The sequence below is a fragment of the Paralcaligenes sp. KSB-10 genome (genome assembly GCF_021266465.1).
Classification (GTDB): domain Bacteria; phylum Pseudomonadota; class Gammaproteobacteria; order Burkholderiales; family Burkholderiaceae_B.
The window spans coordinates 3,675,297-3,701,568 of the sequence record NZ_CP089848.1 but is presented as its reverse complement, the minus strand read 5'-3'; the positions used below and the strand labels follow the sequence as shown (position 1 = coordinate 3,701,568).

The window sequence follows — 26,272 nt, the reverse complement described above, 5'->3', positions numbered from 1 at the left end:
CGCCAATAATCAAATCCAGGTATCCCATAAAGATCGAGTCTTCACTGTTTCCTGTCATCGAGTAGCCCGCCATGATTGCCACGCTTCCCATCCGCGATCGCACTCTGCGCTATGCCAGCATTGCCTCCGAGGCAGAAGCGGCAGGCCTGGACATCGCCGCCTTTCCTTATGTAATTCGAATACTGCTGGAAAATCTGTGCAGACACCGCGCATGGGGCGACCCTGTCGCCGACAGCGAAATCCAGGCCTTGCTGAATTGGCGCGGCAACACGGGGGTGGACCTGCCTTTGTATGTCACCCGCGTGATTCTGCCCGACTCCAGCGGCCTGCCCGTCTTGCAAGACCTTGCCGCCTTGCGCGATGCGGTCGCGGAACACCATGGCGACATAAAGGCCGTCGATACCCGCATCCCCGTGGATCTGATCGTCGACCATTCTTTGCAAGTCGACAATTGGGCAGGCCCCGATGCCGTGGCGCGCAACCTGCATCGTGAATTCGAACGCAACGAAGAACGCTACCGCTTCCTGAAATGGGCGCAGCAGGCTTTCAACGGAGTGCGCGTATTTCCTCCCGGCACGGGCATCATCCACCAAGTCAATCTCGAACATATCGCCCCGGTAATTTCGTGCACGGACCGCGCCGACGGCACGTGGGCCTATCCCGATTTCGTCATAGGCGGCGACTCCCACACTCCCATGATCAACGCCCTGGGCGTGCTGGGCTGGGGTGTCGGCGGCATTGACGCCGAGGCGGCTGTACTGGGCCACGCCTACACCTTTCCCATTCCGGAGGTAATAGGCGTCAGGCTCACGGGAGCAATACGCGCCCCAGCCCTGACCACCGATGCCGCCCTGCTGGTTACGCAAATGCTGCGCAAAGCAGGTGTGGCCGGCAATATGGTGGAATTTTTCGGCCCGGCCGTAGCCGATCTGAGTGTGCCGGAACGTGCCACGATCGCCAATATGGCGCCGGAATACGGCGCCACTTGCGGCTTTTTCCCGGTCGACGAACAAACCATCGATTATCTGCGCACGACCGGCCGCACAGCCGAACATATCGAATCGGTCCAGGCCTATTGCCGCGCCAATCACCTGTTTCGCCAAGCCGGCTCGGAACACGCCCATTACTCGCGCCTCGTCGAGATCGATCTGAGCCAGGCCGTGCCCAGCCTGGCGGGCCCCAGCAGGCCCCAGGATCGCCTGGCCATCGGCGACATACCGGCCGATTTCCGATCCAGGCTGCATGCCCCGCAGGGACAGGGCGGCTTCGCCGCCAAAGCGACAGCCTCCGCGCCGGCACTGCCGGAAACCTCATTGCGCCATGGTGCTGTCGTGCTGGCGGCGATCACATCGTGCACGAATACCTCCAACCCTTCCGTCATGCTGGCCGCCGGGCTGCTGGCGCAAAAAGCCCTGGCACGCGGACTAAAAGCGGCGCCGTGGGTCAAGACCTCGCTGGCACCCGGTTCGCGCGCCGTCACCCGCTATCTGGATCAGGCAGGATTGACACCGGCGCTGGAAGCCCTGGGCTTTCATACCATCGGCTATGGCTGTACGACTTGCGGCGGCAAATCCGGGCCCCTGGCCCCGGATGTCGCCCAGGAAATCGAAACGCAAAAACTGGTGGTCGCCGCCGTCTTGTCGGGCAACCGCAACTTCGAAGGCCGCATCCATAAGCTGATCCGCGCCAATTACATCGGCTCGCCGCCGCTGGTGGTCGCCTATGCCTTGGCGGGACGGATCGATATCGACTTCGAAAACGAAGCGCTCGCCCGCGACGCCAATGGCGATCCGGTCTATCTGCGCGACCTGTGGCCGTCGTCGTCCGAAATCGCCGCACTGCTGCCCTTCGCCCAGCAGCAGCAACTGTTCACCGCCACTTACGATCCCGCCAATTTCGACGCCGCGATGTGGCACGAGCTGCACGCGCCGACCGGCCAGCGCTTCCCATGGGATCCGTCCTCCCACTATCTGGTGGAGCCGCCGTTCTTTCAAGGCACGCCCGACGACAATGCGCTTGAGCGGCTTGCCGACGATCTGTGTGAAACCCGTGTACTGGCCGCGTTCGGCGATTCGCTCACCACCGATCATATTTCACCGGGGGGCGAAATTCCCAGCGAGACGCCAGCCGGGCTATATCTGCTGGCCGCCGGCATCCAGCCACGCGACTTCAACAGCTATGTGGGACGGCGCTGCAATTTCGAAGTCATGGCCCGCGCCACGTTCGCCAATATCCGCATCAAGAATGCCTTGATGCCCGAGACCGAAGGCGGCCTGACGCGCCATTTCCCCGATGATGTAGAAATGACCATATTCGATGCGGCCCAGGCCTATCGCCGCGAGGGCCGCGGCGTCATCGTGCTGGCAGGCAAGGAATACGGCACGGGCAGCAGCCGCGACTGGGCCGCGAAAGGATCGGCGCTGCTGGGCGTGCGGGCGGTCATTGCGGAATCGTTCGAACGGATCCACAGGGCGAATCTGGTCGGCATGGGTGTCCTGCCGCTGGCCTTTCTTCCAGGCCAGGGATGGCGCCAATTAGGGCTGACAGGAACTGAACGGTTCAGCTTCGAACATGTGGCGGAAGCCGTAAAGACCGGCAGGCCCGTGGAAGTGACCGCGCACAACGAATCGGGCGATGTGATCCGCTTCCAGGCTACAGCACAGGTCCTGACGACCGCCGAGCGCGGCTTGATGGCGGCCGGCGGCATACCCAAAAGCGTCCTGCGCTCCTTCATTCCCGCCGAGACTTCCCGCTCCGGCATTTCCACCACCCCCACAACATCCCATTGAGATATCGGCATGGCTCTAGACACTCTTATCACCAACGCCCGGTTGCTGCTCCCTCATAAAGGACTGACCGACGGCGTGCTTGGCATCAAGGACGGCCGCATCGCCGTCATCGCCGAACACGGAGCCGATCTGGCCGCGCGCGAAACCATCGACTGCCAGGGCCTGTGGCTGCTGCCCGGCATCATCGACCCCCATGTGCATTTCGGATTCGGCTCGCCCGAAACCGACTTCGAAACCGAGTCGCGCACCGCGGCACTGGGCGGCACGACATCCGCCCTGTCGTTTCACCGCTCCAAAGACATACGCGACTCTTTCGAAGCGGCGCGAACCTTGGCCGAACGGCAAAGCTGCATCGACATCGGCTTTCATTTCGGCATCACCAGCCATCTGCATGTTCAAACCCTGGAAGAAATCTCGACTCGCTTCGGCGTGTCCTCGTACAAGCTCTACATGATGTACAAGGGCGCGGCAGGCTTGGCGCAAGGCTTCACCGATATCGACGACGGCCTGCTCTATTCCGCATTGCGCGAGACAGCCCGGATCCCCGGGGCTGTGCTGGGCGTGCATTGCGAAAACGTGGAAGTCATCCCGGTGCTGCGAGACCCGCTGCGCGCCGCGGGAAGGGACGACCTGAAGGCCTGGAACGAACAGAGCCCGGATTTCCTTGAAGCCGAGAATGTCCACAGGGTTTGCTACTTCGCCTCCAGGACCCATACGCCCGTCAATATCGTGCACCTGAGCAGCCGTGAAGCGCTTGACGAGGTGCGCCGCCACCGCCAGCGCCGCAACGGCCCGCCTATCTACGTAGAAAGCTGCCCGCATTATCTTTTTTTGAATGACGAATCGCCCGCCGGCCCTTATGCGAAGGTCAATCCTCCGGTACGCGGCCAGGGCGATGTAGAGGCCATGTGGGAGGGAGTCCTGGATGGGTCGATCACAACTATCGGATCGGATCACGTTCCGCGCAAACGCGTCACGAAAGACAAGAATATCTGGGCGGCGAGCAATGGCTTCCCCGGTACCGGCATGATCCTGCCCATCATGCTGCACGAAGGGTATCACCGCCGCCATATTCCCCTTCCCAGGATCATCGAGCTCTGCTCGGCCAACTCGGCGCATATCTACAACATGCCAAGCAAAGGCAGCATCGAGATCGGCAAAGACGCGGACCTGCTGATAGTCGACCCCGACCTGGAAAAAATGGTCGATCCCGCAACGCTGGAATCCCACGCCGACTATTCACCCTACGAAGGCATGGCCATCAAGGGCTGGCCTGTGCGCACGCTGGTGCGCGGGCGCACCATCATGCAGGACGGGCGCATTACGGACGAAGCGCGTGCCCACCCCGGCGGCCGTTTCCTGCGCCGCCTCTGAGCCAATATTTATTCATTCAAACGGAAAAATCATGAGCGATACAAAACGAATCTGGGATGATTTCCTTACCGAACGCGACCAGGAAGTACTGAAAGTGGCTGGCTATGGAAAACGCGGCGGCTTTGGCAAGCGCCCGGCGCTGTTCATCATCGATGTTCAATACAATTTTTGCGGCGATACCCCACAGGAAATTCTCGACGGCCTCAAGCAATACCGCACGCACTGCGGCAAAGAAGCCTGGGATGCCGTCGCGCATATGGTGCCGCTCTTGAAGCTGGCGCGCGACAAGAACATTCCCGTGTTCTACACGGAAAGCGGCCGGCGCCCCGACCTGATGGACAGCGGCGTACAGGTGGGCAAGAATCATCGCGGCGGCGAAAAAACGGTCATCGCCCATACCCATGCCACCGAGACGGTGGAACCCTTGGCGCCGCGTCCGCAGGACATTCGCATCAGCAAGCAGAAACCCTCGTGCTTCTTCGGCACGATTTTCATGAGCCATCTGAACTTTCTTGACGTGGACACCCTGATCCTGGTGGGCTGCACTTCGTCCGGGTGCCTGCGCGCAACAGCTGTCGATGCCTACTCGTACAACTTCAAGGTCATCATTCCCGAAGAAGCCGCTTTCGACCGCTTCCAGGCCAGCCATGCGATCAATCTGTTCGACCTGAACTGCAAATACGCCGACGTCATTCCCTCGCGTGAAGTGGAGGAATACCTTGAAAACCTGCCCCTGCGGGAAGCCAGCTGACCCCTGGGCCTGTTTACCCTGAAAGATCCATCAATGTCGACAAACGATACGGCCGAAAAGCTGCCCGTCTATCTATTGACGGGATTTCTCGGCAGCGGCAAAACCACGCTGCTTGCGCAGTGGATACACCAGCCCTCCTTTGCCGATACCGCCGTCATAGTCAACGAATTCGGCGAGGTTGGCCTGGATCACGCGCTTCTGGAAAAATCCGACGACAGCGATATCATGCTGCTGGACTCCGGCTGCCTGTGCTGTGCGATGAACAACCCGCTGCAGGACTGCCTGGAAGACCTGTATTACAGGCGCCTGCGAACAGAGATTGCGCCGTTCGGACGCGTCGTCGTGGAAACCTCGGGCCTGGCCGACCCGGGCCCGCTCGTCAACACTTTGATGGCCGATCCGTCCGTTGCGGCCCACTATCGATTTGGCGGCGTGATTACCTGCGTGGATGCCGTTCACGGCCTGCATGCGCTGGCCTCGTTTCGCGAAGCCGCCACCCAGTTGGCCCTGGCCGACCGCATCATTCTCACCAAAATCGACCTGGCGCCACAAGCGGAGCTGGAAGCCATTCTCGCTGCCATTGCACGGCACAACCCCTTTGCAAGCCTTATACAGTCGCCGATGCCCGATACGCATGCGACCCAGGAAGTTCTGACGAATCTCCAGGCACACGATATCCGGCTCGAGTCCGATGATCAAGGCAATGGCAAGAGTGCGACTCAAAGTCCGGCCGGCCGGTTTTCCCATCTGTTCCGGTACGGGATATCGAGCCATGTGCTCCGTGTCGACGCGGCCGTGACCTGGCCACGCTATGCCGCCTGGGTAACCGCGATGCAGCGTGAACTGGGCGAGAAATTGCTGCGCGTAAAAGGAATCCTCTCCTTCGACGACGGGCATATATACGCCATCCATGGCGTGCACCATCTTTTCAGCCCGCCCCAGTCGCTGGCCGGAAATGTTCCGGACCATGCATTGGGAACCCTGGTGGTGATTGCGCAAGATACTTCGGAAAACGAACTTCTGCGCATTCTTCCTTTGCTGAACGAGCCCTCCGCTTAGCGCATTTTTTTGGTTCGAGTGTTTGCGGGATTCGATGGGTTGGTATTTGAAGACGCCGTCTATCGGGGCTTGGGGTCAGGACCGGCACGGCGTGCTTGATCCGGATCTACCTCGTCCAGGCGGGCGTCGGGCCAAACTCGCTACGCCGCTGGCGCGGCTACGCTCAAACATGGCCCGCCGAAAGCCCCCGCCTTCCCTACGGTAGCATCCGGCGCACGCCTTACGCCGGGCCTGACCCCAAGCCCCGATAGACGGCTCGCGTTGTGGCATGCCTGGAATGAGCTTGCCGGCCTCAACGTATACCTCGATGCATGACCTCACCGTTTCTCTCGGTGCATGACCCTAATGCCTTTTTCTATGCATTTCCTCAACGCAAGCCGCAGGGTGGGCGGTGCTGTGTAGTCCGGCGGTAGTCCAGCGCCGGGTGCTGACGAAGGGAAGGCGGGGGGTGTCGGCGGGCCCTGTTTGAACGCAGCCGCGCCAGCGGCGTAGTGAGTTGGCCCGACGCCCGCCTGGACGAGGCAGACCCGGGCAGTCGGGGTGCGCAGCACCACGACCGCTGGACGTGCCGGACTACACAGCACCGCCCACCCTGCGGCGTCTTTATAGAATTACCATCACGCCCACACAGACAACACAGCAACGCACAGTCCAAAGTCATCGATCAAGCCGGTATAGGCAGCTCAAAGCGAAAGCCACCAAAACACGTTCAACTCAGTAAACGCCAGAACCAAAAATCTTCTAGCCCTCCGCAATCCGTTGCGCAATGTGCGCCAACGCTTCCTCCACCTGATCGACCAGAACCAGGCACAATTCGCCAGCCTGCAATTCGCCCAACGCGGTATCGATAGCCAGGAACTCTCCGCGGATCTCCTGCACATCGGTGGTTCGCCGCGCGCTGACCAAGCCTTCCTGAAGCAAAGCAAGCACCTCGCCATCGGCACGGCCGCGCTGACACATGTCCTGATACAGGATTACCTCGTCGAAAGCATCGCCCAATATCTCCGTCTGGCGGCGGATGTCGACATCGCGCCGGTCGCCAGCCCCGCTGATCACCACTTTGCGTCGGGTAGCAGGCATCGTGGCCAGCGCCTGCACCAGAGCCTGGATGGCATCAGGATTGTGGCCGTAATCGGCAACCAGCGTCGCACCCCGATAGGAAAAAACATTGAAGCGGCCCGGCGCCGTCTGGGCATCGCTGACAAAAGAACCCACCCCTGTCCGCAGGCTTTCCCAATCCAGATCCAGCGCCCAGGCGGCGGCCAGGGCCGCCATGGCATTTTCGACCTGAAAGCCGATGGTGCCCTGGCGGGTAAGGGGAATGTCGGCCAGCGCAATGCGATGCTCGAAGCGGCCCTCGGCCAGGACAATATCGCCGCCATCGACATAGACCGCGCGCCGCCCTTGCGCGCGATGCGTCGCCAGCAGCGGATGACTCCGGTCGTGAGCAAAATAGATGACCGACCCCGGACAATTCTCGGCCATGGCCGCGACGATAGGGTCGGCCGCATTCAACACCGCCCATCCATCCGGGGCCACGTTTTCGACAATGACCCGCTTGACGATGGCCAGATCTTCCACCGTGCTGATAAAGCTCAGGCCCAGATGATCCCCTGTGCCCACATTGGTGACCACCGCGACATTGCAGCGATCGAAGCCCAGCCCCTCGCGCAGGATGCCGCCGCGCGCGGTTTCGAATACCGCCGCATCGACATCGGGATGCAGCAGCACATTGCGGGCGCTGCGAGGCCCGCTGCAATCGCCCGTGTCGATGCGCTGGGCACCGATATACACGCCGTCGGAATTGGTCATGCCCACACGCCGTCCGGTGCCGGCAAGCAAATGGGCAATCAGGCGCACGGTGGTCGTCTTGCCATTGGTGCCGGCAACCGCGACCACGGGGATGCGGCCGTTTTCATTTTCGGCGAACATATTGTCGATAATCGCGTCGCCCACGGCGCGCCCCTTGCCATACGACGGGCTCAGATGCATGCGCAGGCCTGGCGCGGCATTGACCTCGACAATACAACCGCCCTGTTTGTCCAGCGGTTCGTAGACGTTCTGGCTGACCAGATCGATACCGCAAATGTCCAGCCCGACCATCTGTGCCGCGGCAACGGCGCTGGCCGCCAGCTCCGGGTGGACATGGTCGGTCACATCCGTGGCGGTTCCTCCCGTGCTGAGGTTGGCATTATTGCGCAGCACAACCAGGACGCCTTTTTTCAGAATCGAATCGGCGCTATGGCCTTGCAAGGCCATGGTGGCCATGGCGGTATCGTCGAGCCGCACTTTAGTCAGGGAAGTGCCATGACCTTCGCCGCGCAAAGGGTCGGCATTGATCAGTTCCACCAGTTGCGCAATGCTGTGCCTGCCGTCTCCGATGACCTGCGGCGGATCGCGACGCGCCGCGGCAACCAGGGTGTCGCCCACCACCAGCAGGCGGAAATCGTGACCGGGAAAGTAACGCTCGACAATGACGTCGGAACTATTGGTGCTGGCCAGTTCATAGGCCGCCAGCACCCGGTCCCGCCCTTGCACATTGACAGACACCCCTTTGCCCTGGTTGCCGTCGCGCGGCTTGACGACCACCGGGCTGCCAATCTGCACGGCTGCCTGCCAAGCCTCTTCGGCACTGGCAACACAACGTCCATCCGGCACCGGCACGCCCGCCGCGGCAAGCAGCGACTTGGTCAGCTCTTTGTCTTGCGCAATCGACTCGGCAATCGCACTGCTGCGGTCGGTTTCGGCGGCCTGGATGCGCCGCTGCCTGCTGCCCCAGCCGAACTGCACCACGCTGCCCTGGGTCAGGCGGCGATAAGGAATACCGCGCTTCAATGCGGCCTGGACTATGGCTCCGGTGCTGGGCCCCAAACGCACATCCTCATTCAATTCGCGCAAACGCGCCAGCGCATCGGCCAGATCGAAAGGCGCGTCTTGCATGGCCGCGATACACAATTGCTCGGCCAACTCAAAGGCCAGGTGGCCGACGGACTCTTCGCTGTATTCGACAATGACTTGATACACGCCCGGTTCGACGGTGGGCGAAATCCTGCTGAACGTTACCGGGCAACCGGCCTGGGCCTGAAGCCCCAGGGCCGCATAGGCCAGGATGCGGGCCATTGAATTGGCCTGATCCTGGCCGGCGGGATTCAGAATATCGATATCGGGAAAACGCGCCCGCAACCGGGTTTCAAACACATCCATGTCGCCGATGACGCTTTCGGCCTCGGTGCAGGACACAATGGCTTGGATCGCCGTTTGCCGGCACCAGAGATTAGGGCCGCGCAGGGTCCGTACACGTGACACTTCCATTAATCGATTTCCCTTATCGCCACAATTGCCGCCGCGGGCTTTTTATTGATGTCATTCAAGAAGAACAGCCGGGCTTCAGCCCGATATTTCCAGCACAGGCGACGCATTTTCCAAGGCCGAATCGGTCGGCTCCGCACCAAAGGTTTCCACGCCCGCACGAATCAGATCCGGGGCAATGTCCAGGGCCCAGGCCGCCGCCACCGCAGCCAGAACATTGCGGATCTGGAAGACGATCTGGCCGCCCTCGGTCAGGGGAATCGAAGAGATTTCAGTCAGGCGCGTTTCAGTGCGGCCATCGGCCAGCACGACCCAGGCATCGCGCACGAATACGGCACGCCCACCGCCCGCCAGATGTTCGGCCATGGTTGATCCGGTATCGTCCATGCCGAAGAAGACAACGGCGCCATCGCACAGCGACGCCATATTGGCGAGCAGCGGGTCGTCGGCATTGAGTACAGCCGTGCCGCCGGGGAGCACTACATCGACTTGAGTGCGCAAGACAGTGGCGATCTGCTCCGGCTCATGCACATAGAATTCGGGCAGGATATCGGCCGGATCGAGATTGGTCACGATCCCGACCTGGCATCGATCGTAAGCAAGGCCCTCGCTCAGAATCGTGCGATTGCTGTTTTCGATAACCGCGGCCTGCACGGCCCGATTGATCAACACCCGGTGCCCCGCGGCCCAGTTGGCGCAATCCGTTTTCTCGACATGCCGTTTGGCGAAAAACAGCCCGCTGCTGCAGGCCAGCCCGGTGTATTGGCCGCTCAATTGCAGCAACCGTGCAACCAGACGCGCAACCGTTGTTTTCCCTTTGCTTCCACTGACCCCCACAATCGGGATACGGCCGCTGTCGCCTTCAGGGAACAAGTGGTCGACAATGGCTCGTCCGACCGGCCGGGGCTGGCCGGCAGCCGGCTTTAAATGCATGAGCAGGCCGGGGCCCGCATTGACTTCGACGATGGCGCCGCGCTGAGCCTCGAGCGGCCGCGAAATATCCTCGGCGACCAGATCGACGCCGGCAATATCCAGGCCGACTACGCGTGCCGCGAGCGCCACCGCGGCGGCGACACTGGGGTGCACGGCATCGGTGACATCGATGGACACATTGCCATTGCGCTGGATCAGCACCTGAACGCCCACCGCGGGGATGGAGTCATGAGCCAGGTTCTGGCGGGCGAGCTCAAGCCGGGCCGCCGAATCCAGCCGGATGAAATTGAGCGGGTGATCTTCATCGCGCCCGCGCCGCGGATCGGAATTCAGCTGGCTTTCAATCAATTGCTCGATGGTGGAGCTGCCATCGCCCACCACAACGGCCGCGTCACCGCGCGCCGCGGCCACCATGCGATCGCCCACCACCAGCAGGCGATGCTCATCGCCCCGGATAAAACGTTCAACCACGACGCCGCTGCCTTCATCGACCGCAATGCCATACGCCGTTTCTATTTCAGACTGCGTAGCCAGATTGGTAAAAACGCCGCGCCCGTGATTGCCGTCGCAAGGCTTGACAACCACCGGCAAGCCAATCGACTCGGCCGCCTCCCAGGCTTCTTGCGGGCTTTCAACCAGTTGCCCTTCGGGAACGGGCACGCCGCAGGCCTGCAACAGGCTTTTGGTCAGGTCTTTGTCGCGCGAAATGCCTTCGGCAATGGCACTGGTGCGATCGGTTTCCGCCGTCCAGATGCGGCGCTGACGCGCCCCATAACCCAGCTGAACCAGGTTCGCTTCGCTCAGGCGGGTCATGGGAATATCCCTGTCGTCGGCCGCATCGACGATGCAAGCGGTACTGGGGCCCAGCCGCAAGGAATCGGCCAGCGCGCGCAACTCGGCGATGGCCGCCGGCGCATCGAACGGCCGGTCTTCTATCGCCGCCATCACCAGGTCGCGCGCCGAATACAACGCGGCGCGCGTCAGCGGCTCGTGCCAGGCGCGCACTATGACTTTATAGACCCCGCGCACCGGGGTTTCGCGAGCCCGGCCCAGGCCGCCCGGCATGCCGGCCAGGCTCTGCAGTTCAAGGGTAACGTGCTCGAGAATATGCCCGGCCCAGGTGCCCTGGCGCACACGCTGCAGAAAGCCGCCGCGTTCGCCGACACTGCAGCGATGCTCGATCAGGGTAGGCAGCCACTCAACCAGGCGCTCGTAGAAACCGGGGATCGTGTTGGAGGGGTAATCCTCCAGTTCGCCGATATCGACCCAGGCTTCAATGACGGGCCGATAGGCCCAAATGCCCGGTCCACGCAAAAACAGCATATTGATGAACTCAATGTTTTTCTTTTTCATCTTTGAATGGTGGAGACGTGGCGAGCAGGATCGAAATAGGGAAATGGAAGGTATTTAACGCCAATTATTCAGCTAGGTGTTTGCTAAGCGTAGCTAAAGAGGAGAAAATTGTAACTTCAGACGTAAAAAAACCACATTAAAATCCTTGCCCCCATGCCACACAAGGCCCTCCAGTGTGGCAATAACGCACTATCATTCGAAGATTCCCTTTATATGGGGACAGATCTCGCGGGACCAATGAAAACTGAATTGAACGATGCCGGCGCCGCCGTCGGCGATTTGCCGGATGCCTGGCGCAAATCCCTGGAGTCCCGCCTGACCGGGCAGGAAACCGTCCTCGCCTGGCTAGAGACGGATCTGGACACTCGCCTGCATTTCGCCGCCGGCCTGATCGCAGTCACCGAGCGCCAACTGCTGGCCAGGGCTCCGGGCGAATCGGACTGGCAATCATGGCCATTCCAGGAAGGGCTGGTGCTGCGTCACCAGGATCACGGCGGCGTCGGTAGCCTGGAATTGCATGATGCGCACGCGCGCCTGGCAAACTGGCGTTACACACTAGGCCATAATCCGGCGGCCATGCGGCTGATTGCGCAGTTCGATCATCAGCGCGATGTCGCTCTGCACGGCAAGGCGGCCGCATCCAGGGCCGAAGCACACTTGAGCAGAACCCAGGAACTGCAGTCGCCGCCGTCGACCTGGGCCTTGCTGCGCCTATGGAGCTTTGCAAGGCCCTATCACATGCCCTTGCTGGTCGGCTTTCTGCTGACGCTTGCCTCGACGGCAGCGGCGCTGGTGCCACCCTACCTGACCATGCCGCTCATGGACAATGTGCTGATCCCATTCCAGAACGGCGCTCCGATCGACTACGGCCTGGTCCGGCTGTATCTGGGCGGGCTGCTGGCGTCGTCCCTGCTTGCCTGGCTGCTGGGCTGGGGACGTACCTATATCCTGGCGTGGGTCAGTGAACGCATCGGGGCCGATCTGCGCACCGCAACCTACCAGCATTTGCAAAAACTTTCCTTGCAATATTTTGGCGGCAAGCGCACCGGCGACCTGATCGCCCGGATCGGCTCCGAGTCCGACCGCATTTGCATATTTCTCTCGCTGCATCTGCTGGATTTCGCCACCGATGTGCTGATGATCGTCATGACCGCCGCGATCCTGCTTGCCATCAATCCCTGGCTGGCCCTGGCCACCCTGATTCCCTTGCCGTTCATTGCCTGGCTTATCCATCTGGTGCGCGACCGTCTGCGTCATGGCTTCGAAAAGGTCGACCGCATCTGGTCCGAGATTACCAATGTGCTGGCCGATACGATTCCCGGCATCCGGGTCGTCAAGGCGTTTGCGCAGGAACGACGGGAAGTGGCCCGTTTCCGGGAAGCCAATAACCGCAACCTGCTCGTCAACGATCGAGTCAACACGGTGTGGTCGCTGTTTACCCCAACGGTCACCCTGTTGACTGAAATCGGCCTGCTCGTCGTGTGGGCCTTCGGCATATGGCTGGTCTCGTACGAAGAGATCACCGTGGGGGTGCTCACCGCATTCCTGACCTACATCAGCCGCTTCTATATCCGGCTCGACTCCATGAGCCGCATCGTTTCGTTCACGCAAAAAGCGGCTGCCGGCGCCAAACGGATCTTCGACATACTGGACCATGTGTCCAGCGTTCCAGAACCGCTCAACCCGGTTCATATCGCCCACGTGGAAGGGCGCATCGAACTGCGCCGCATCGGCTTTCGCTACGGCAACCGCTCCGTCATCAAGGAAATCAACCTGGATATCGCGCCCGGCGAGATGATAGGCCTGGTGGGCCACAGCGGCTCGGGCAAGAGCACGCTCGTGAACCTGATCTGCCGCTTCTACGATGTCTCGCAAGGTGCAATATGCATCGACGGCGTCGATATCCGCTCGCTCCCCATTTCCGAATATCGACGCAATATCGGCCTGGTGCTGCAAGAGCCATTCCTGTTTTTCGGCACCATCGCCGAAAATATCGCCTATGGCAAACCCGAGGCCAGCCGACAGGAAATCATTGCGGCGGCGCGCGCCGCCAATGCCCATGAATTCATTCTGCGCCTGGCGCATGGCTACGATTCGCTGGTGGGGGAGCGCGGGCAAGCCTTGTCGGGCGGCGAGCGGCAGCGCATTTCCATTGCCCGCGCGCTGCTCATCAATCCGCGCATACTGATTCTCGACGAAGCCACTTCGTCGGTCGACACAGCAACCGAAAACGAAATCCAGAAAGCGCTCGACAACCTGGTGCGGGGCCGCACCACCATTTCGATTGCCCACCGCCTGAGCACGCTGCGCCAGGCCGATCGGCTGGTCGTACTCGATCACGGGAACATCGTTGAAGTGGGACGGCACGACGAGCTGCTCGCACAGAACGGCGCCTATTCCCGCCTATACCAGGCCCAGGCCCGCGGAGAAGAACCCATATCGAGCGACGGCGAATGGGCTGAAGACGACGAAAGCGAAATTGAATGAATACAACGGTGAAACGATGATCAGCCACGATTTCCGCCTCAATCGCGACCCGTTCGGGCGCCTGGTGCTCACTATCGACGGCCGCTTCTACAACGCCGTCGTGCCGGTGCGCAGTTTCCCCATTTCCGCGCCAGACCAAGGCATTGCCCTGATGGGACCGGACGGCGCCGAACTGGTCTGGATGGACTCCCTGGAAGAACTGCCCGGCGACGCGCGCGAATTGCTGACGCAAGAACTGGCCAGCCGCGAATTCATGCCCGAGGTGCGCCGTATCCGGCACGTCTCCAGCTTTGCCACGCCCAGCCGCTGGCAGGTGGAAACAGACCGCGGCGATGTCGAGCTGGTGCTCAAGGCCGAAGAGGATATCCGCCGGCTATCGGCGTCTACCCTGCTGATTGCCGACAACCACGGAGTCCAGTACCTGATTCGCGATGTCCCGGCGCTGGACAAGACCAGCCGCCGGCTGCTCGACCACTTCCTGTAATCGGCGCGCCGCAAAACCTCAGTCGGGCGGCGGCGGTGCGTTGCCGGGAAACACCATCGCGTTGGTTCCCGGGCACACGCAGCGTACGTATTCACGCGTGGCGTCCACGCATCCACCGTCCACATAGACTCCGGCCGGTTCGCGCAGGCGCATCATCTTTTCCAGAATCGCCGCCACTTCGGCCGGATCCCGCAAAGACTGCCGCACCCGCTCGTCGACGACATCTTCGTCGATCTGCAGCTTGCCGTCCTGGCCCCGATACACCCCATTGCGCCAGTGGAAGAGCTCCACGCATTTGCTGGTCAGGGTGTAGTGCTGGCCCGGCTTCCAGAAGTTCGTGAACAGCCCATCGCCCAGATAGAATACCCAGGAGCCTTCGTAGCCCTCGACATTCGAGGAATGCTCATCGGGGTTGCGAAACCATAGGCGGTCGCCCGGCACGTAATACTTGAACGGCAGCGGATCGCTCAAGGAACCATATTCGTGCAGGAATATATCGTGGAATTCTCCGGACATGATGGCCCGTATTCCCCATTGCTCCTGCAGCCGGCTCATGAGCGGCGGATTGCAATTTGCCAGTTCCCTGGCAATGCCCAGCAGCATGACGTATTCGGTGGCCCGATAACAGGAAAACGAATAAAGCTTGCCGGACGACCCCGGCTGCGTGGTCTTTTCCAGGGACGCAATCAGGGATTGGCCGGGCCGCAAGGTAAAGCCGCGCTGCTCGGAATATTCCCAGCATTCCTTGGGACGCTCCGCATGCTCCGTATCGAAGGCCAGCACTGTTTTGCGCCCCCCCTCGACAATATTTGCCCGTATCCGCACGCCCGATACCAGCTCTTCGTAGCTGGGAAAGGGAAACGCAATCGGGCCTGCCAACATGGCCAGCAGAATTTCGCGCTCCAGATCATCGGGTTTGCCTTGCGTATCCAGCCCCAGCTTCCGGCAAAGCTGCGTGGTGTCGAAATCGGGCGTCCAGTCGCGGGCGTACGATTCGTCCAGGCGGAAGCGAAGGTAGCGGCCACGCTCGCCGGCCTCACGGCCCACCTGTACATATCGGTCAAGGTCAAGGGCTTTGAGATACCGCAGAAAAGACTCCTGCAGCGTATCGAGTTCGTGCGGCGCGTCGCAATGAAGCTGAATTCCCCCAAGGCTAGGTGCAACGGGCTGGGTGGCTTCATTCATAGTTGGGTTCCTCTCCACAGAGGGGCAATGATCGATCGGCAATCTCGGGAAGCGCAATATTACCTCGAACCGAGGGCCGATAGCATGCGACGGCCTCTGTGCCGCCACCTTTGTATTAACCTTTGTATTAAGCGAACACTAATACGCTCTTTTCTAAAAACTAATTGCAGCTTGCGCCTTCACGGGGCACACTGAGGCGAGTAGCGACCCGCTGCGATGCCGATAATAAATCTATCGACCGAGCCCACTTAGTGGCGATTCACGTCAGAATGATTCCGGAGACAAAACCATGATTTTTGCCAAGAAAACGCTTTCCATCAGCCTGCTTGCCTTTGCGGCATGGGGGGCGTGCGCACAGGCCGCCGATCTCAAGATAGGCGCCCTGTTTCCCATGAGCGGCCCGAATGCCACGTATGGCGACATTTTCGGCACGGGCGCGAATCTGGCGGCCGAGCATATCAATGCCGACAAAATCCTGAAGGAAAAACTGACTATCCAGTACGAAGACAGCCAGGCCTTGCCGCAGCAGGGCGTCATAGGCATGAACAAGCTGGTCAATGTGACCAAGGTGCCCTATGTGCTTTCGGCGTTTACGGGTGTCTCGAAAGCCATTTCCACCACCGCGGCACGAACCAAGACCGTGGCCATCAATGGCGGCGGCGTCGGCCCCGACCTGGCGGACCTCGGCCCGTATTTCTGGAATATCATCCCTCTGGCCAACTTTGAAGTCAAAGCGATCATTCCGTACCTGATCAAGGAACGCAAGCTGAAGCGCTTCGTACTGGTCTACGTCGATGACCCGCTGGGTGCGTCCATACGCAAGGAAATGACCGACACGCTGCCCAAGGCGGGCGGCGAACTGGTCGAAGCGTTGTCGGTGCCTGCCTCATCGCAGCAATTCAGCGGCATCGCAGCACGCGTGCGCGCCGCCAAACCCGACGCCATCTATATCGCGTCCTATGGCTCGCAAGAAGCTCAAATCGTGAAGCAATTCCGCGATAACGGCCTGAAACAGCAGCTCGTCAGCTACAGCGCATTTTCCATCCCCGAAATCAACAAGCTTCCCGAAGCCGCGGGCGCGCTTTACACCACCCAGAACGTCGACTGGAACTCCACCGACCCGGTAACCAAGCGCTTTGTCGACGACTACAAAAAGAAATACAACAAGATGCCCACGGCCTACGTGGCCAACTACTACAACGCCGTTCGCCTGTTCGGCCTGCTGGCCCAGCAACTGGAAAAGCAGGGCAAACCCGTAACGGGCGAAAACCTGCTGGCCCAGCGCATCGAAACCAAGACTTTCGACCTGGTTGGCGGCAAGGCAACGTTTGCCAGCAACGGCACGGTGATCAGTGCCATGCAGGTCAATGAAGTCGACGGCAAGGGCGGCAAGGTAGTCTCTGTAGTTTCCCAGTAATACCGCAAGGACCCGCTCCATGCTGCTGCTACAGCTCCTGATCAACGGGATACAGGTGGGCGCGCTGTACGCGCTCATCGCGGTCGGCTTCTCGCTGATCTTCGGCTCGACCAGGGTGTTCCATTTTGCCCACGGAGCCACCTTCACCATCGCCGCCTACGTGTTTTATTACGTATATTCGGTGGCGCACCTGCACTGGCTCCTTGCCGTACTGGGCGCCGCCCTGGCGGCCGTCGTCTTCGGCGTCTTGCTGGATCGGTTCGTATACGCCCCCATCCAGCGCCATGAGGGCTCCTTCTTCACGGTATTCGTGGCCTCGCTGGGTATCGGAATCATCGTTCAAAACCTGATCGGCATGATCTTCGGCCGCGGCTTTGTCTCTGTTTCGACGCCTTTGTCGCGCAGCGCCGAACTGATACCCGGCCTGTACGTATCGCCTTTGTCGGGCATTGCCATTGTTTGCGCCATTGTTTTTTTTGGAGCCCTGCAGCTTTTCCTGATGCGCACCCATATAGGCATGGGCATGCGGGCCTTGTCCGAAAACCCCGAGCTTATCCGTGTCTATGGCCTTAGCCCGAGACGCCTGTCGACCATCGTATTCGCATTGGGGTCCCTGCTGGCCGTGCCGGCCGCGATACTCAGCGCAGCCAGTTCGGGGCTGAATCCGGCGGTTACTCATCACGTCATGCTGATCAGCCTGGCCGCAACCATCGTGGGCGGCGTGGGCAGCCTGCGCGGCGCCGCGTGCGCCGGCCTGCTTCTGGGCTTGAGCGAGAACCTGGCCTTGCTCTACCTGGAACCGCAATGGAGCGAAGCCGTCACCTTCATCGTACTGTTCCTGTTCATTCTGTTCCGGCCTTCCGGCTTCTTCGGCCGCGCCATTACTTCGTGAGGGCATGGAAAAAATGCTTGCCTACATCCTGAACCTCGCGACGCTGATGTGCATCAATGCGGTGTTGGCCATAACGCTTAATTTCATTATGGGCTACGCGGGCATTTTCTCCATTGCCCATGCCATTTTCTTTGGTGTGGGCGCCTACACGGCGGCTTACTTCGCGCTGCATGCCAGTGCATCGCTGTTTCTGGCCATACCGGTGTCCATGGTGGCCGCGGGCCTGCTCTCGCTGATTCTGGCCTTGCCGGCCCTGCGGGTGCGGGGCGAATATTTCGTCGCGGCATCGCTGGGCCTGCAGGTGCTGGGCGTCACGATTTTTTCCGAATGGAAATCATTCACCGGCGGCCTGGGCGGCGTTATCGGCATCCCCCCCGCAGACCTGTTCGGCCACGCCATCACCGATCCAGTCCAATTCCTGTTGCTGGCGGCGGGGTGCCTGGTGCTGGTCATCCTGGTCACCAACACATTGTTGCGTTCCAGCTTCGGCCGCAATCTTAAAGCGATACGCGACAGCGAATCGGCCGCTCATGCCTTCGGCAAGAATGTAGCCGTCATCAAAACGCTGTCGGTGATGATTTCGTCGGCGCTGGCCGCCATAGCGGGAGCCCTTTACGCGTTCTACCTGGGCTTCATCAATGTGGAAAGCTTTACGCTGGATACGTCCGTGCTGCTCATGGCCATGGTCATCATCGGCGGCACAGGCACTCTGCTCGGACCCATCGTGGGCACTGTATTGCTCATGCTGCTGCCCAGCCTGTTCAGCTACATGTGGTTCCTGCCGCAAACCGAAATCGGCGCCATCCAGCAGATCGCCTACGGCGCGGCCATGGTCCTGCTGATGATCTTCCGGCCAGGCGGCCTGGTGAGCGCCCGGAAAAATCAGGGGGAACCATGACCGATCCGGACAATCAAGTATTGCTGCGCATCAGCAATCTCAACAAGAATTTCGGCGGCCTGCAGGTTACCAACAATGTCTCGCTGGATATGCGCGCCGGTGTCATCACGACACTGGTCGGCCCCAACGGCGCCGGCAAGACCACCCTGTTCAACCTGATTACCGGCTATCTCGCGCCGACCGGCGGCGATATCCTGTGGAAAGGGGAATCCATCGTCGGCAGGCCGCACTGGAAGATCGCACGCCAGGGCATTGCCCGCAGCTTCCAGGACTTGCGCCTTTTCGATCAAATGACGGTCGAGGAAAACGTCCTGTGCGTCATGGAGCCAGTATCCTGGCTGTGGCAACCGGGCGGACGCGCCGGCCACACGGCACGCCGCGAGCGCGTCGCGGATATCCTTGCCCGAACCCACCTGAGCCACAAAGCCAAGGTGCGGGCCATCGATCTCGCCTATGCCGAGCGCAAGTTCCTGAGCATGGCGCGCATCATGGCCACCGATGCCCAGATGTGGCTGCTGGACGAACCCGCTTCGGGGCTCGACCGGGGATCCTACGAGCTGTTTCTCGAACTGCTGCGCAGTGAAGTGAAAAAGGGCGTCACCGTCTGCATCATCGAGCACAACCTGGATATCGTGATCGGCATTTCCGATCGGATTGCCTTCCTCGACCAGGGCAGGCTGCTGGCCGATGGCGACCCCGGCACCGTGCTGAACGACCCGCACCTGGCCGCCATCTACTTCGGGGAGCAACCGACATGAGCGACGCCGTGCTCAAAACGCAAGGCCTGGTGGTGGGTTATGGCGGCAGGCCCGTCCTGAACGATTTCAATTTCGAATTGCGCTCCAGCGAAGTCTTGTGCCTCATCGGGCACAACGGCGCGGGCAAATCGACGCTGCTGAAAGCCCTGTTCGGGCTGATTCCGCATCAGGGTGGGCGGATTTTCCTCGACGGCAAGCCATTGGATGCCATCGAGCCTCGCACCCTGACGGCGGCGGGGCTCTCCCTGGTCCCTGAAGGGCGGGGGATTTTCCCCGGGCTGACCGTGGCGGAAACCATGAAAATGGCCCTGTGGGCCGTGGGTATTCCGGTGCAGCAGCGTGCCGAACGGCTGGCATGGGTCATGTCGGTATTGCCGGCGCTGGGCGGCTTTTATCAGCAGCGGGCCGGCACGCTGTCGGGCGGACAGCAGCAAATCGTATCCATCGGGCGCGCGCTCCTCAGCCGGCCGCGATGCCTGCTGATGGACGAACCCTCCATCGGCCTGGCTCCCAAGCTGTTCCAGGACCTGCTGCTGCCCATCCGCGAATTGCAACGCAATACCGGCATGTCGATCCTCCTGGTCGAGCAGAACGTCAAAGAGGCGCTCAAGATTTCGGATCGCGTCGTGGTCATGAAGTCTGGCGCCATTATCCGCGAAGCCCTGCCTGCGGAGCTTTCCGATAACGCGAAACTTATGGAGCTTTACTGATATGCCGTTGTACCAGAGCATGCCGGAATTGCTGGCGCATCATGCCCGCACACATGCCAACGATGTCGCTTTTATCGACGGCGATCATGAAATCACCTATGGCGAATTCGCCGCCATGTGCCGCAAAACCGCCGTCTGGCTGCACGCACAGGGCATAGCGCCCGGCGACAAGGTGGCTGTGTGGCTGGTCAACCGCATAGAATGGCTCACCCTGTATTTCGGGCTGGCGCAGCTTGGCGCAACGCTGGTGGCCGTGAATACGCGCTACCGCTCGCACGAACTGAGCGACATCCTGGAAAGCTCCCAGGCGAAGCTGCTGGTGTTGGAGCTGAATTTCCGCAAGATCGATTTTCCTTCAGTGCTGGCCGATGTCAGCCCGGCCTCCGCGCGGGCACTGACACGCGTCGCCGTCGTCAATCGAGCCGGCGGCGACCTGCCCGGCACAGTACTCAACGCCCCCACCACGGCCCTCAATCTGGCCGACCTGCCCGATGGCGATGCGCCGACAGTCGGCAGCGCCGACTCGTTGAGCATACTGTTCGCCACCTCGGGTACGACCAGCGGCCCGAAGCTCGTCATGCATTTGCAGCGCACCATCGCCCTGCACTGCCAGCGCGTGGCGCAAGCCTTGGGCCTCGAAGACGATGGCGCATGCCTGCTGGCTATACTGCCCTTTTGCGGCGTATTCGGTTTCAACGCCACTGTCGCAGCATTCGCCGCGGGAAAGCCGGTCGTCATCATGGATACCTTCGACAGTGCCGACGCGGTACGCCTCATCAATCGGCACCGCGTCACGCATATGTTCGGCAGCGATGAAATGTATCGCCGCATTATCGACCATGCCGAAGGCAGCCCGCCATTCCCTTCGGCCCGCCTCTTCGGCTTTGCCTCTTTCCAGCCGGGCGCGGAAGAGCTTGCCCGCCAGGCGTGGCAGCGCCGGATTCCCATGCTGGGCCTGTACGGATCCAGTGAAGTGCAAGCCCTTTTTTCAGTGCAGCCCCCCGACGCGCCTCTATCTGAAAGACTGAAGGGCGGCGGCCTCCCCTGCAGCCGCGATGCGCAAATCCGCATACGCGATATCGACACGGGCGAGGTCCTGCCCACGGGTCAAAGCGGCATTATCCAGATTCGCGCGGCCACCAACTTCGCCGGCTACCTGAACAATCCCGAAGCAACCCGCAGGGCCATCGACGAAGAAGGCTTCTTCACGACCGGAGACGTCGGGTATCTGCGTGACGATGGCAGTTTTGTCTACCTGACGCGCCAGGGCGATGCCATGCGACTGGCGGGCTATCTGGTCAACCCGGTGGAAATCGAAGACGTGCTGAAACACCTGCCAGGCGTGGTCGACGCGCAAGTCGTAGGCGTCGACATCAAAGGCCAGGCCCGTTGCGCGGCTTTCGTGGTGCTGCGGCCCGGACACGCCCTGGATGAGCAACAACTGGCCGCCGGCGTGGCCGATTCCCTGGCCGCATTCAAGGTGCCGGCCCGCTTCTGGGCCATAAACGAATTCCCTACCACCCAAAGCTCCAACGGCATCAAAATACAGCGTACCAAACTGCGCGAGATGGCCATGCAAAAATTGGCGCAGGCAAGTTGAAGCCCGGGCCGCCCAGGTACTATGCCCCCACTCACGCTGAACAGGAATACCTCGCATGACTAGCTATTATCTGGAAGATTTTTCTGTCGGACAAACATTCGAAAGCGGCGGCAGAACGATTACGGAAACCGATTTGACCTTTTTCTCCATGCTGTCGGGCGACTGGAATCCCTTGCATGCCAACTCGGAATATGCACGGTCGACACGCTATGGCGAACGCGTCGTGCATGGCGTGCTCGGCATTGCCGTCAGCACCGGCATGCTGCACGAACTGGGCATATTCCACGACTCGATCATTGCGATGCTGGGCTTCCGGAACTGGAATTTCCTTGCGCCGCTGCTGGTCAACGACACCATCCATTTGCGGCTGACCATTACCTCTGTCGAGCCCGGCAAAAGCGGCAACAGCGGCAAGCTGGGACGGCGCTTCCAACTGATCAACCAAGCCGGCGCCGTGGTGCAGGAGGGCGAAAGCGATGCTCTGGTCCTGTCCCGGCAGGGCGCGGCAAAGAAGCAGGCCGACACGCCTCAAGGCGACGCCCCATCACATACTTAGATCGATAGGTTTCGCATGCCCCAAGTCACCTCGCTCAAAAGCAAACTCGCCTTGCCCGTTATCGGCTCGCCGATGTTCCTGGTATCCAACCCATCCATGGTCATCGCCCAGTGCTGCGCCGGCATCGTAGGCTCGTTCCCGGCCCTGAACGCGCGGCCGCAGGAAGAATTCGAGAAATGGCTCAATGACATTGAAGCAGGCCTGAGCCGCTACCGCGCTGAACATCCCGGCGAACAGCCCGCTCCATACGCCGTCAACCTGATCGTGCATCAAACCAACGAACGCCTGCAGCACGACATGGATGTCTGCGTACGGTACCGCGTACCTATTGTCATTACCTCGCTGCATTCGCCCGAGCACGTGGTCGAACGCGTGCACGGATACGGCGGCCTGGTCCTGCACGATGTCACCACCATGCGCCACGCAAAGAAGGCCATCGCGGCAGGCGTGGACGGCTTGATCCTGGTATGCGCGGGGGCTGGCGGCCATGCTGGCGCGCTAAGCCCCTTCGCCCTGGTGAACGAAGTCAGGGCCATCTACGACGGCCTGCTGGTCCTGGCCGGATCGATCACCAACGGCAGCGCCATTCTGGCGGCCCAGGCCATGGGTTGCGACCTGGCCTACATAGGCACGCGCTTCATTGCCTCCGACGAATCCGGCGCCGTATCCGCCTACAAGCAGATGATCGTCGACACCACGGCGGCCGATGTCCTCTATACGCCTTATTTTTCAGGCGTCAGCGGAAACTACCTGAAGCCCAGCATCGTGGCGGCCGGGCTCGATCCCGACAACCTGTCGGGCGGCGGCCTCGACAGCATGAACATCGGCAAACCCAAGAAATGGAAGGACATCTGGGGCAGCGGGCAAGGCGTGGGGAACATAGACTCCGTCTTGCCGGTAAAGCAGATTGTGGCGCGGCTGCGTGAAGAATACCGGCAGGCGCTGCGCCAATTGCAGGCCCTGGCACAAGACTGAGGCCCCGGGGATAATCGGCGCCTAAATCCGACGCCATTGCGCCGTGGCGGCACGGCAAGCAAGGGCGGGCTTTATGCGGTCTGCCCGGCAAGGCAGTCAAACGCTTTTGTGAAGAAATCCTCGCTGCCGAAATTGCCCGACTTCAGGGCAATATGAATGCCCTTGTTATCGGGAACACGGGTCTGTGCAAAACACCAGGGCACTCCCGGATCGATCTGGCGCCCAATCTGCATTTGCGAAATGCCCAGGGCCCGCACGCAAGCCCCCGATGTCTCTCCTCCCGCCACGATCAATTGCGCCACACCGTGCCGCACCAGGCCGCGAGCGATAGCGGCGAGGGTTTCTTCGATCAAGGCGCCCGCTTGCGCCACGCCCAATTTTTCCTGCACAGTCTTGACGGCCGCCGCGTCCGCCGTGGAATAGACAAGCACCGGCCCTTTTTCCAGCAAAGGAACCGCCTGCGCCAGAATGGCGCCCACCACGTCGGCTCCCGATGCGCCTTGCAATGGATCCAGGGCAAGGGCGGCGTGGCCCGAGGCCATGAATGCGGCCACCTGCGCATTGGTGGCCTCGGAACAGCTGCCCGACACGATGGCCCGCGCACCCGAGCCGGGTGGCAAGCTGGCCGCCTGGCCGGAAGGCGCCAGGCCGAAATTCTGCGGCAGGCCAATAGCCAGGCCCGATCCGGCGGTCACCAGCGGCAGATCCTTGAATGCCGCCCCCAGCGTCGCCAGATCATGATTGGACAGCGCATCGACCAGGGCAATGGCAACCCCGCTGGCCTGCAACTCACTTACGCGCTGTCGCACAGCATCAGCGCCTTTTTGCACAACGGTGTAGTCGATCAGCCCCACCTTGCGCGCGCACTGAGCCTGCATGACCCTGACCAGGTTCGAGTCGGTCATGGGTGTAAGTGGGTGATTCTGCATGCCGCTTTCGTTCAGCAGCACGTCGCCGACAAACAGGTAGCCTTTGAAAACCGTTCTTTTATTGTCCGGAAACGCTGGCGTGGCAATGGTGAAGCGGGTATCCAGGGCGTCCATCAGGGCTTCCGTGACCGGGCCGATATTGCCTTCTTTGGTACTGTCGAACGTCGAGCAATACTTGAAGTAAATCTGCGCGGCTCCCTGGGCTCGAAGCCACCGCAGCGCCGCCAGCGATTCCTTGACCGCATCCGCGGCGGGTATGGTTCGAGACTTGAGCGCAATAACCACCGCATCCACATCCGAGCGCAAAGGCTCGCCGGGCACATCCATGGCCTGCAGCACGCGCATTCCCGCCTGCACCAGATTGTTCGCAAGATCCGTTGCGCCGGTGAAATCGTCCGCAATACAGCCCAGCTTGATTGCCATGAATTGATTCCTTGATTATTTGCGCTTGAGAAGGGGCATAAACAGCAAACTTCAACAGGCGAGCATGACCACCCTTGTCGCGATCATCCTGTTATTGAAGAATATCGTAAAAGTCTCGTCCAGTGACTCGAGCTTTTCTAGTTTCTGATTGCATAATCCAGCGGCAGGGCTGTCGTATGTTTGACCACTTCCATCGCAAAGCTGGAACTGACGTCCAATAATTCCGCGACCTTGATCAGACGCTTGTAAACGCCGTCGTAGCCGGCGATGTCGGGGACCACCACTTTGAGCAGGTAATCGACTTCGCCCGACATCCGGTAGATCTCGACTATTTCCCGGATATCGCGCACCCCTTCGACAAAACGCGTCGTCCATGCATCGTTGTGCTGGCTGGCTCGAATGGCCACGAACGCCGTCAGCCCAAGATTGAGTTTTGCCGGGTCGCACAGGACCACCTGCTGCCGGATCGCCCCCTCTTCCCGCAGCTTCTGGACCCGACGCCAGCACGGAGTGGGCGAGAGGCTGACGGCTTTCGCAAGATCGTGCAGGCTGATTGAAGCGTCATTTTGCAATAGAGCCAATATTTGAGTATCTTTTTTATCCATATTTGCTATTTATGAGAATATTTTTCTCATTATATCGAATTATACGGCGATTTTTGGATGCCTTTTCTATCCGGGAAACGCCATAATGATTGCTATCCGCAGGGCAAAAATCACACGCGGCAACAGGCAGGCAATCGGGTGACCATTATGAGCAGGCTATTCCAGTTATTCAGGGCGCATCCCGCCTCGGTCGGGGAAAACTACTTCGAGCATATGGCGGCCTCGTTTTCATTTGGCTCGTCCATGCTGCTGGCATCGCTGGCCGCCCTGATCCACGGCATTTTTCCTTTTCTTTTCGTCAAGACCGGCAGCACCGCGATCTCGCGTCTGTACGACCGCATGGTGGCCAATCGCGTCCGCGCGGCATCTCGGCGTCCGTAGATACCGTCTTGGGAGGTCGATAGGCGGTGTACTGGGGGCGCCTTATGGCTGTCTTCGTCATCTGTGTTCTTAAGACGCGGGGGTGGCGGCCCAGGCGGGGTGGGCTCGCCTCGTCCGGTCCTGGCGTTGCCAGGACTGCCCGCGGCCGGCGCCTGGATCGGGCGGTCGCGGAACTCGCGTCGTCCACAGCCCCCCGGGCTGTGGACACCCTTGACGCTCAAACAGCCGCTCCCTTGCCTCCCGATCCAGGCGCCGGCCGCGGCGGACTCAAGCTCGCTCACCCCGCCTGGGCCGCCACCCCCGCTTGCATTAAGTTCTTTGGGCGATCATGACCAAAGCGAATGACTACAGCGACTATGAGGGGATTGTGTGGGCCGCTCGTGGGTCCGTGTAGGGGCGATGTG

20 protein-coding genes are annotated in these 26,272 nt (G+C 60.8%); 15 read left to right on the top strand and 5 right to left on the bottom strand.

The window, feature by feature from the left end; all coding sequences use genetic code 11:
- Window positions 1-71: 71 nt before the first annotated feature.
- Genes acnA through LSG25_RS16930 form a run of 4 tightly spaced genes read left to right on the top strand, consistent with a single transcriptional unit; the run spans window position 72 to window position 5,973 of the window.
- Window positions 72-2,789, top strand: coding sequence for an aconitate hydratase AcnA (gene acnA / locus LSG25_RS16945; protein WP_232742060.1), 2,718 nt, complete (start codon window positions 72-74; stop codon window positions 2,787-2,789).
- Between the two features lie 3 nt (window positions 2,790-2,792).
- Entirely contained in the window at window positions 2,793-4,163 is a 1,371-nt protein-coding gene (locus LSG25_RS16940) for a dihydroorotase family protein (RefSeq protein WP_370636015.1), read from the top strand.
- A 31-nt stretch (window positions 4,164-4,194) separates the two neighbouring features.
- Window positions 4,195-4,914: an isochorismatase family protein gene (locus LSG25_RS16935; protein WP_232742058.1), complete on the top strand. Its 720-nt coding sequence runs from the start codon at window positions 4,195-4,197 to the stop codon at window positions 4,912-4,914.
- Window positions 4,915-4,947: 33 nt separating this feature from the next.
- Complete coding sequence (locus LSG25_RS16930) at window positions 4,948-5,973, top strand: GTP-binding protein (protein ID WP_232742057.1); 1,026 nt, start codon at window positions 4,948-4,950, stop codon at window positions 5,971-5,973.
- 741 nt (window positions 5,974-6,714) lie between these two features.
- On the opposite strand, the gene cphA (LSG25_RS16925) is transcribed toward LSG25_RS16930, so the two are convergent.
- Window positions 6,715-9,285, bottom strand: coding sequence for a cyanophycin synthetase (cphA, locus tag LSG25_RS16925; protein ID WP_232742056.1), 2,571 nt, complete (start codon window positions 9,283-9,285; stop codon window positions 6,715-6,717).
- A 75-nt stretch (window positions 9,286-9,360) separates the two neighbouring features.
- Window positions 9,361-11,568: a cyanophycin synthetase gene (gene cphA / locus LSG25_RS16920; RefSeq protein WP_232742055.1), complete on the bottom strand. Its 2,208-nt coding sequence runs from the start codon at window positions 11,566-11,568 to the stop codon at window positions 9,361-9,363.
- Window positions 11,569-11,805: 237 nt separating this feature from the next.
- On the opposite strand from cphA (LSG25_RS16920), the gene LSG25_RS16915 reads away from it, so the two are divergent.
- Window positions 11,806-14,055 carry an ABC transporter ATP-binding protein gene (locus LSG25_RS16915; protein WP_232742054.1) on the top strand — a complete coding sequence of 750 codons (2,250 nt, stop codon included), beginning with the start codon at window positions 11,806-11,808 and terminating at the stop codon, window positions 14,053-14,055.
- 16 nt (window positions 14,056-14,071) lie between these two features.
- Complete coding sequence (locus LSG25_RS16910) at window positions 14,072-14,539, top strand: DUF1854 domain-containing protein (protein ID WP_232744739.1); 468 nt, start codon at window positions 14,072-14,074, stop codon at window positions 14,537-14,539.
- Between the two features lie 18 nt (window positions 14,540-14,557).
- Here the strand turns inward: LSG25_RS16910 and LSG25_RS16905 are convergent, their stop codons facing one another.
- Window positions 14,558-15,724, bottom strand: a complete 1,167-nt coding sequence (locus tag LSG25_RS16905) for a hypothetical protein (protein ID WP_232742053.1) — start codon at window positions 15,722-15,724, stop codon at window positions 14,558-14,560.
- A gap of 289 nt (window positions 15,725-16,013) precedes the next feature.
- On the opposite strand from LSG25_RS16905, the gene LSG25_RS16900 reads away from it, so the two are divergent.
- From LSG25_RS16900 to LSG25_RS16865, 8 genes are read left to right on the top strand one after another with little or no spacing between them, the layout of a single operon-like run.
- Complete coding sequence (locus LSG25_RS16900) at window positions 16,014-17,141, top strand: ABC transporter substrate-binding protein (protein ID WP_232742052.1); 1,128 nt, start codon at window positions 16,014-16,016, stop codon at window positions 17,139-17,141.
- Window positions 17,142-17,160: 19 nt separating this feature from the next.
- Entirely contained in the window at window positions 17,161-18,033 is an 873-nt protein-coding gene (locus tag LSG25_RS16895) for a branched-chain amino acid ABC transporter permease (protein ID WP_232742051.1), read from the top strand.
- Between the two features lie 4 nt (window positions 18,034-18,037).
- Complete coding sequence (locus LSG25_RS16890) at window positions 18,038-18,931, top strand: branched-chain amino acid ABC transporter permease (RefSeq protein WP_232742050.1); 894 nt, start codon at window positions 18,038-18,040, stop codon at window positions 18,929-18,931.
- Entirely contained in the window at window positions 18,928-19,689 is a 762-nt protein-coding gene (locus LSG25_RS16885; RefSeq protein WP_232742049.1) for an ABC transporter ATP-binding protein, read from the top strand. The genes LSG25_RS16890 and LSG25_RS16885 overlap by 4 nt, the downstream gene beginning before the upstream one ends.
- Window positions 19,686-20,399 (top strand): ABC transporter ATP-binding protein, encoded by a 714-nt coding sequence (locus LSG25_RS16880; RefSeq protein ID WP_232742048.1) that lies wholly within the window; start codon window positions 19,686-19,688, stop codon window positions 20,397-20,399. The genes LSG25_RS16885 and LSG25_RS16880 overlap by 4 nt, the downstream gene beginning before the upstream one ends.
- A 1-nt stretch (window position 20,400) precedes the next feature.
- Window positions 20,401-21,999, top strand: a complete 1,599-nt coding sequence (locus LSG25_RS16875; protein ID WP_232742047.1) for an AMP-binding protein — start codon at window positions 20,401-20,403, stop codon at window positions 21,997-21,999.
- 55 nt (window positions 22,000-22,054) lie between these two features.
- Window positions 22,055-22,555 carry a MaoC/PaaZ C-terminal domain-containing protein gene (locus LSG25_RS16870; RefSeq protein WP_232742046.1) on the top strand — a complete coding sequence of 167 codons (501 nt, stop codon included), beginning with the start codon at window positions 22,055-22,057 and terminating at the stop codon, window positions 22,553-22,555.
- Between the two features lie 15 nt (window positions 22,556-22,570).
- Window positions 22,571-23,530: a nitronate monooxygenase family protein gene (locus tag LSG25_RS16865; RefSeq protein ID WP_232742045.1), complete on the top strand. Its 960-nt coding sequence runs from the start codon at window positions 22,571-22,573 to the stop codon at window positions 23,528-23,530.
- Window positions 23,531-23,601: 71 nt separating this feature from the next.
- On the opposite strand, the gene otnK is transcribed toward LSG25_RS16865, so the two are convergent.
- On the bottom strand, window positions 23,602-24,882 hold the full coding sequence (gene otnK, locus LSG25_RS16860; protein WP_232742044.1) for a 3-oxo-tetronate kinase: 1,281 nt from the start codon (window positions 24,880-24,882) through the stop codon (window positions 23,602-23,604).
- A 137-nt stretch (window positions 24,883-25,019) separates the two neighbouring features.
- Window positions 25,020-25,487 (bottom strand): Lrp/AsnC family transcriptional regulator, encoded by a 468-nt coding sequence (locus tag LSG25_RS16855; protein ID WP_232742043.1) that lies wholly within the window; start codon window positions 25,485-25,487, stop codon window positions 25,020-25,022.
- Window positions 25,488-25,634: 147 nt separating this feature from the next.
- Between LSG25_RS16855 and LSG25_RS16850 the strand changes: the two genes are divergently transcribed.
- Entirely contained in the window at window positions 25,635-25,868 is a 234-nt protein-coding gene (locus tag LSG25_RS16850; protein WP_232742042.1) for a DUF6356 family protein, read from the top strand.
- The last annotated feature ends 404 nt before the right edge of the window (window positions 25,869-26,272 follow it).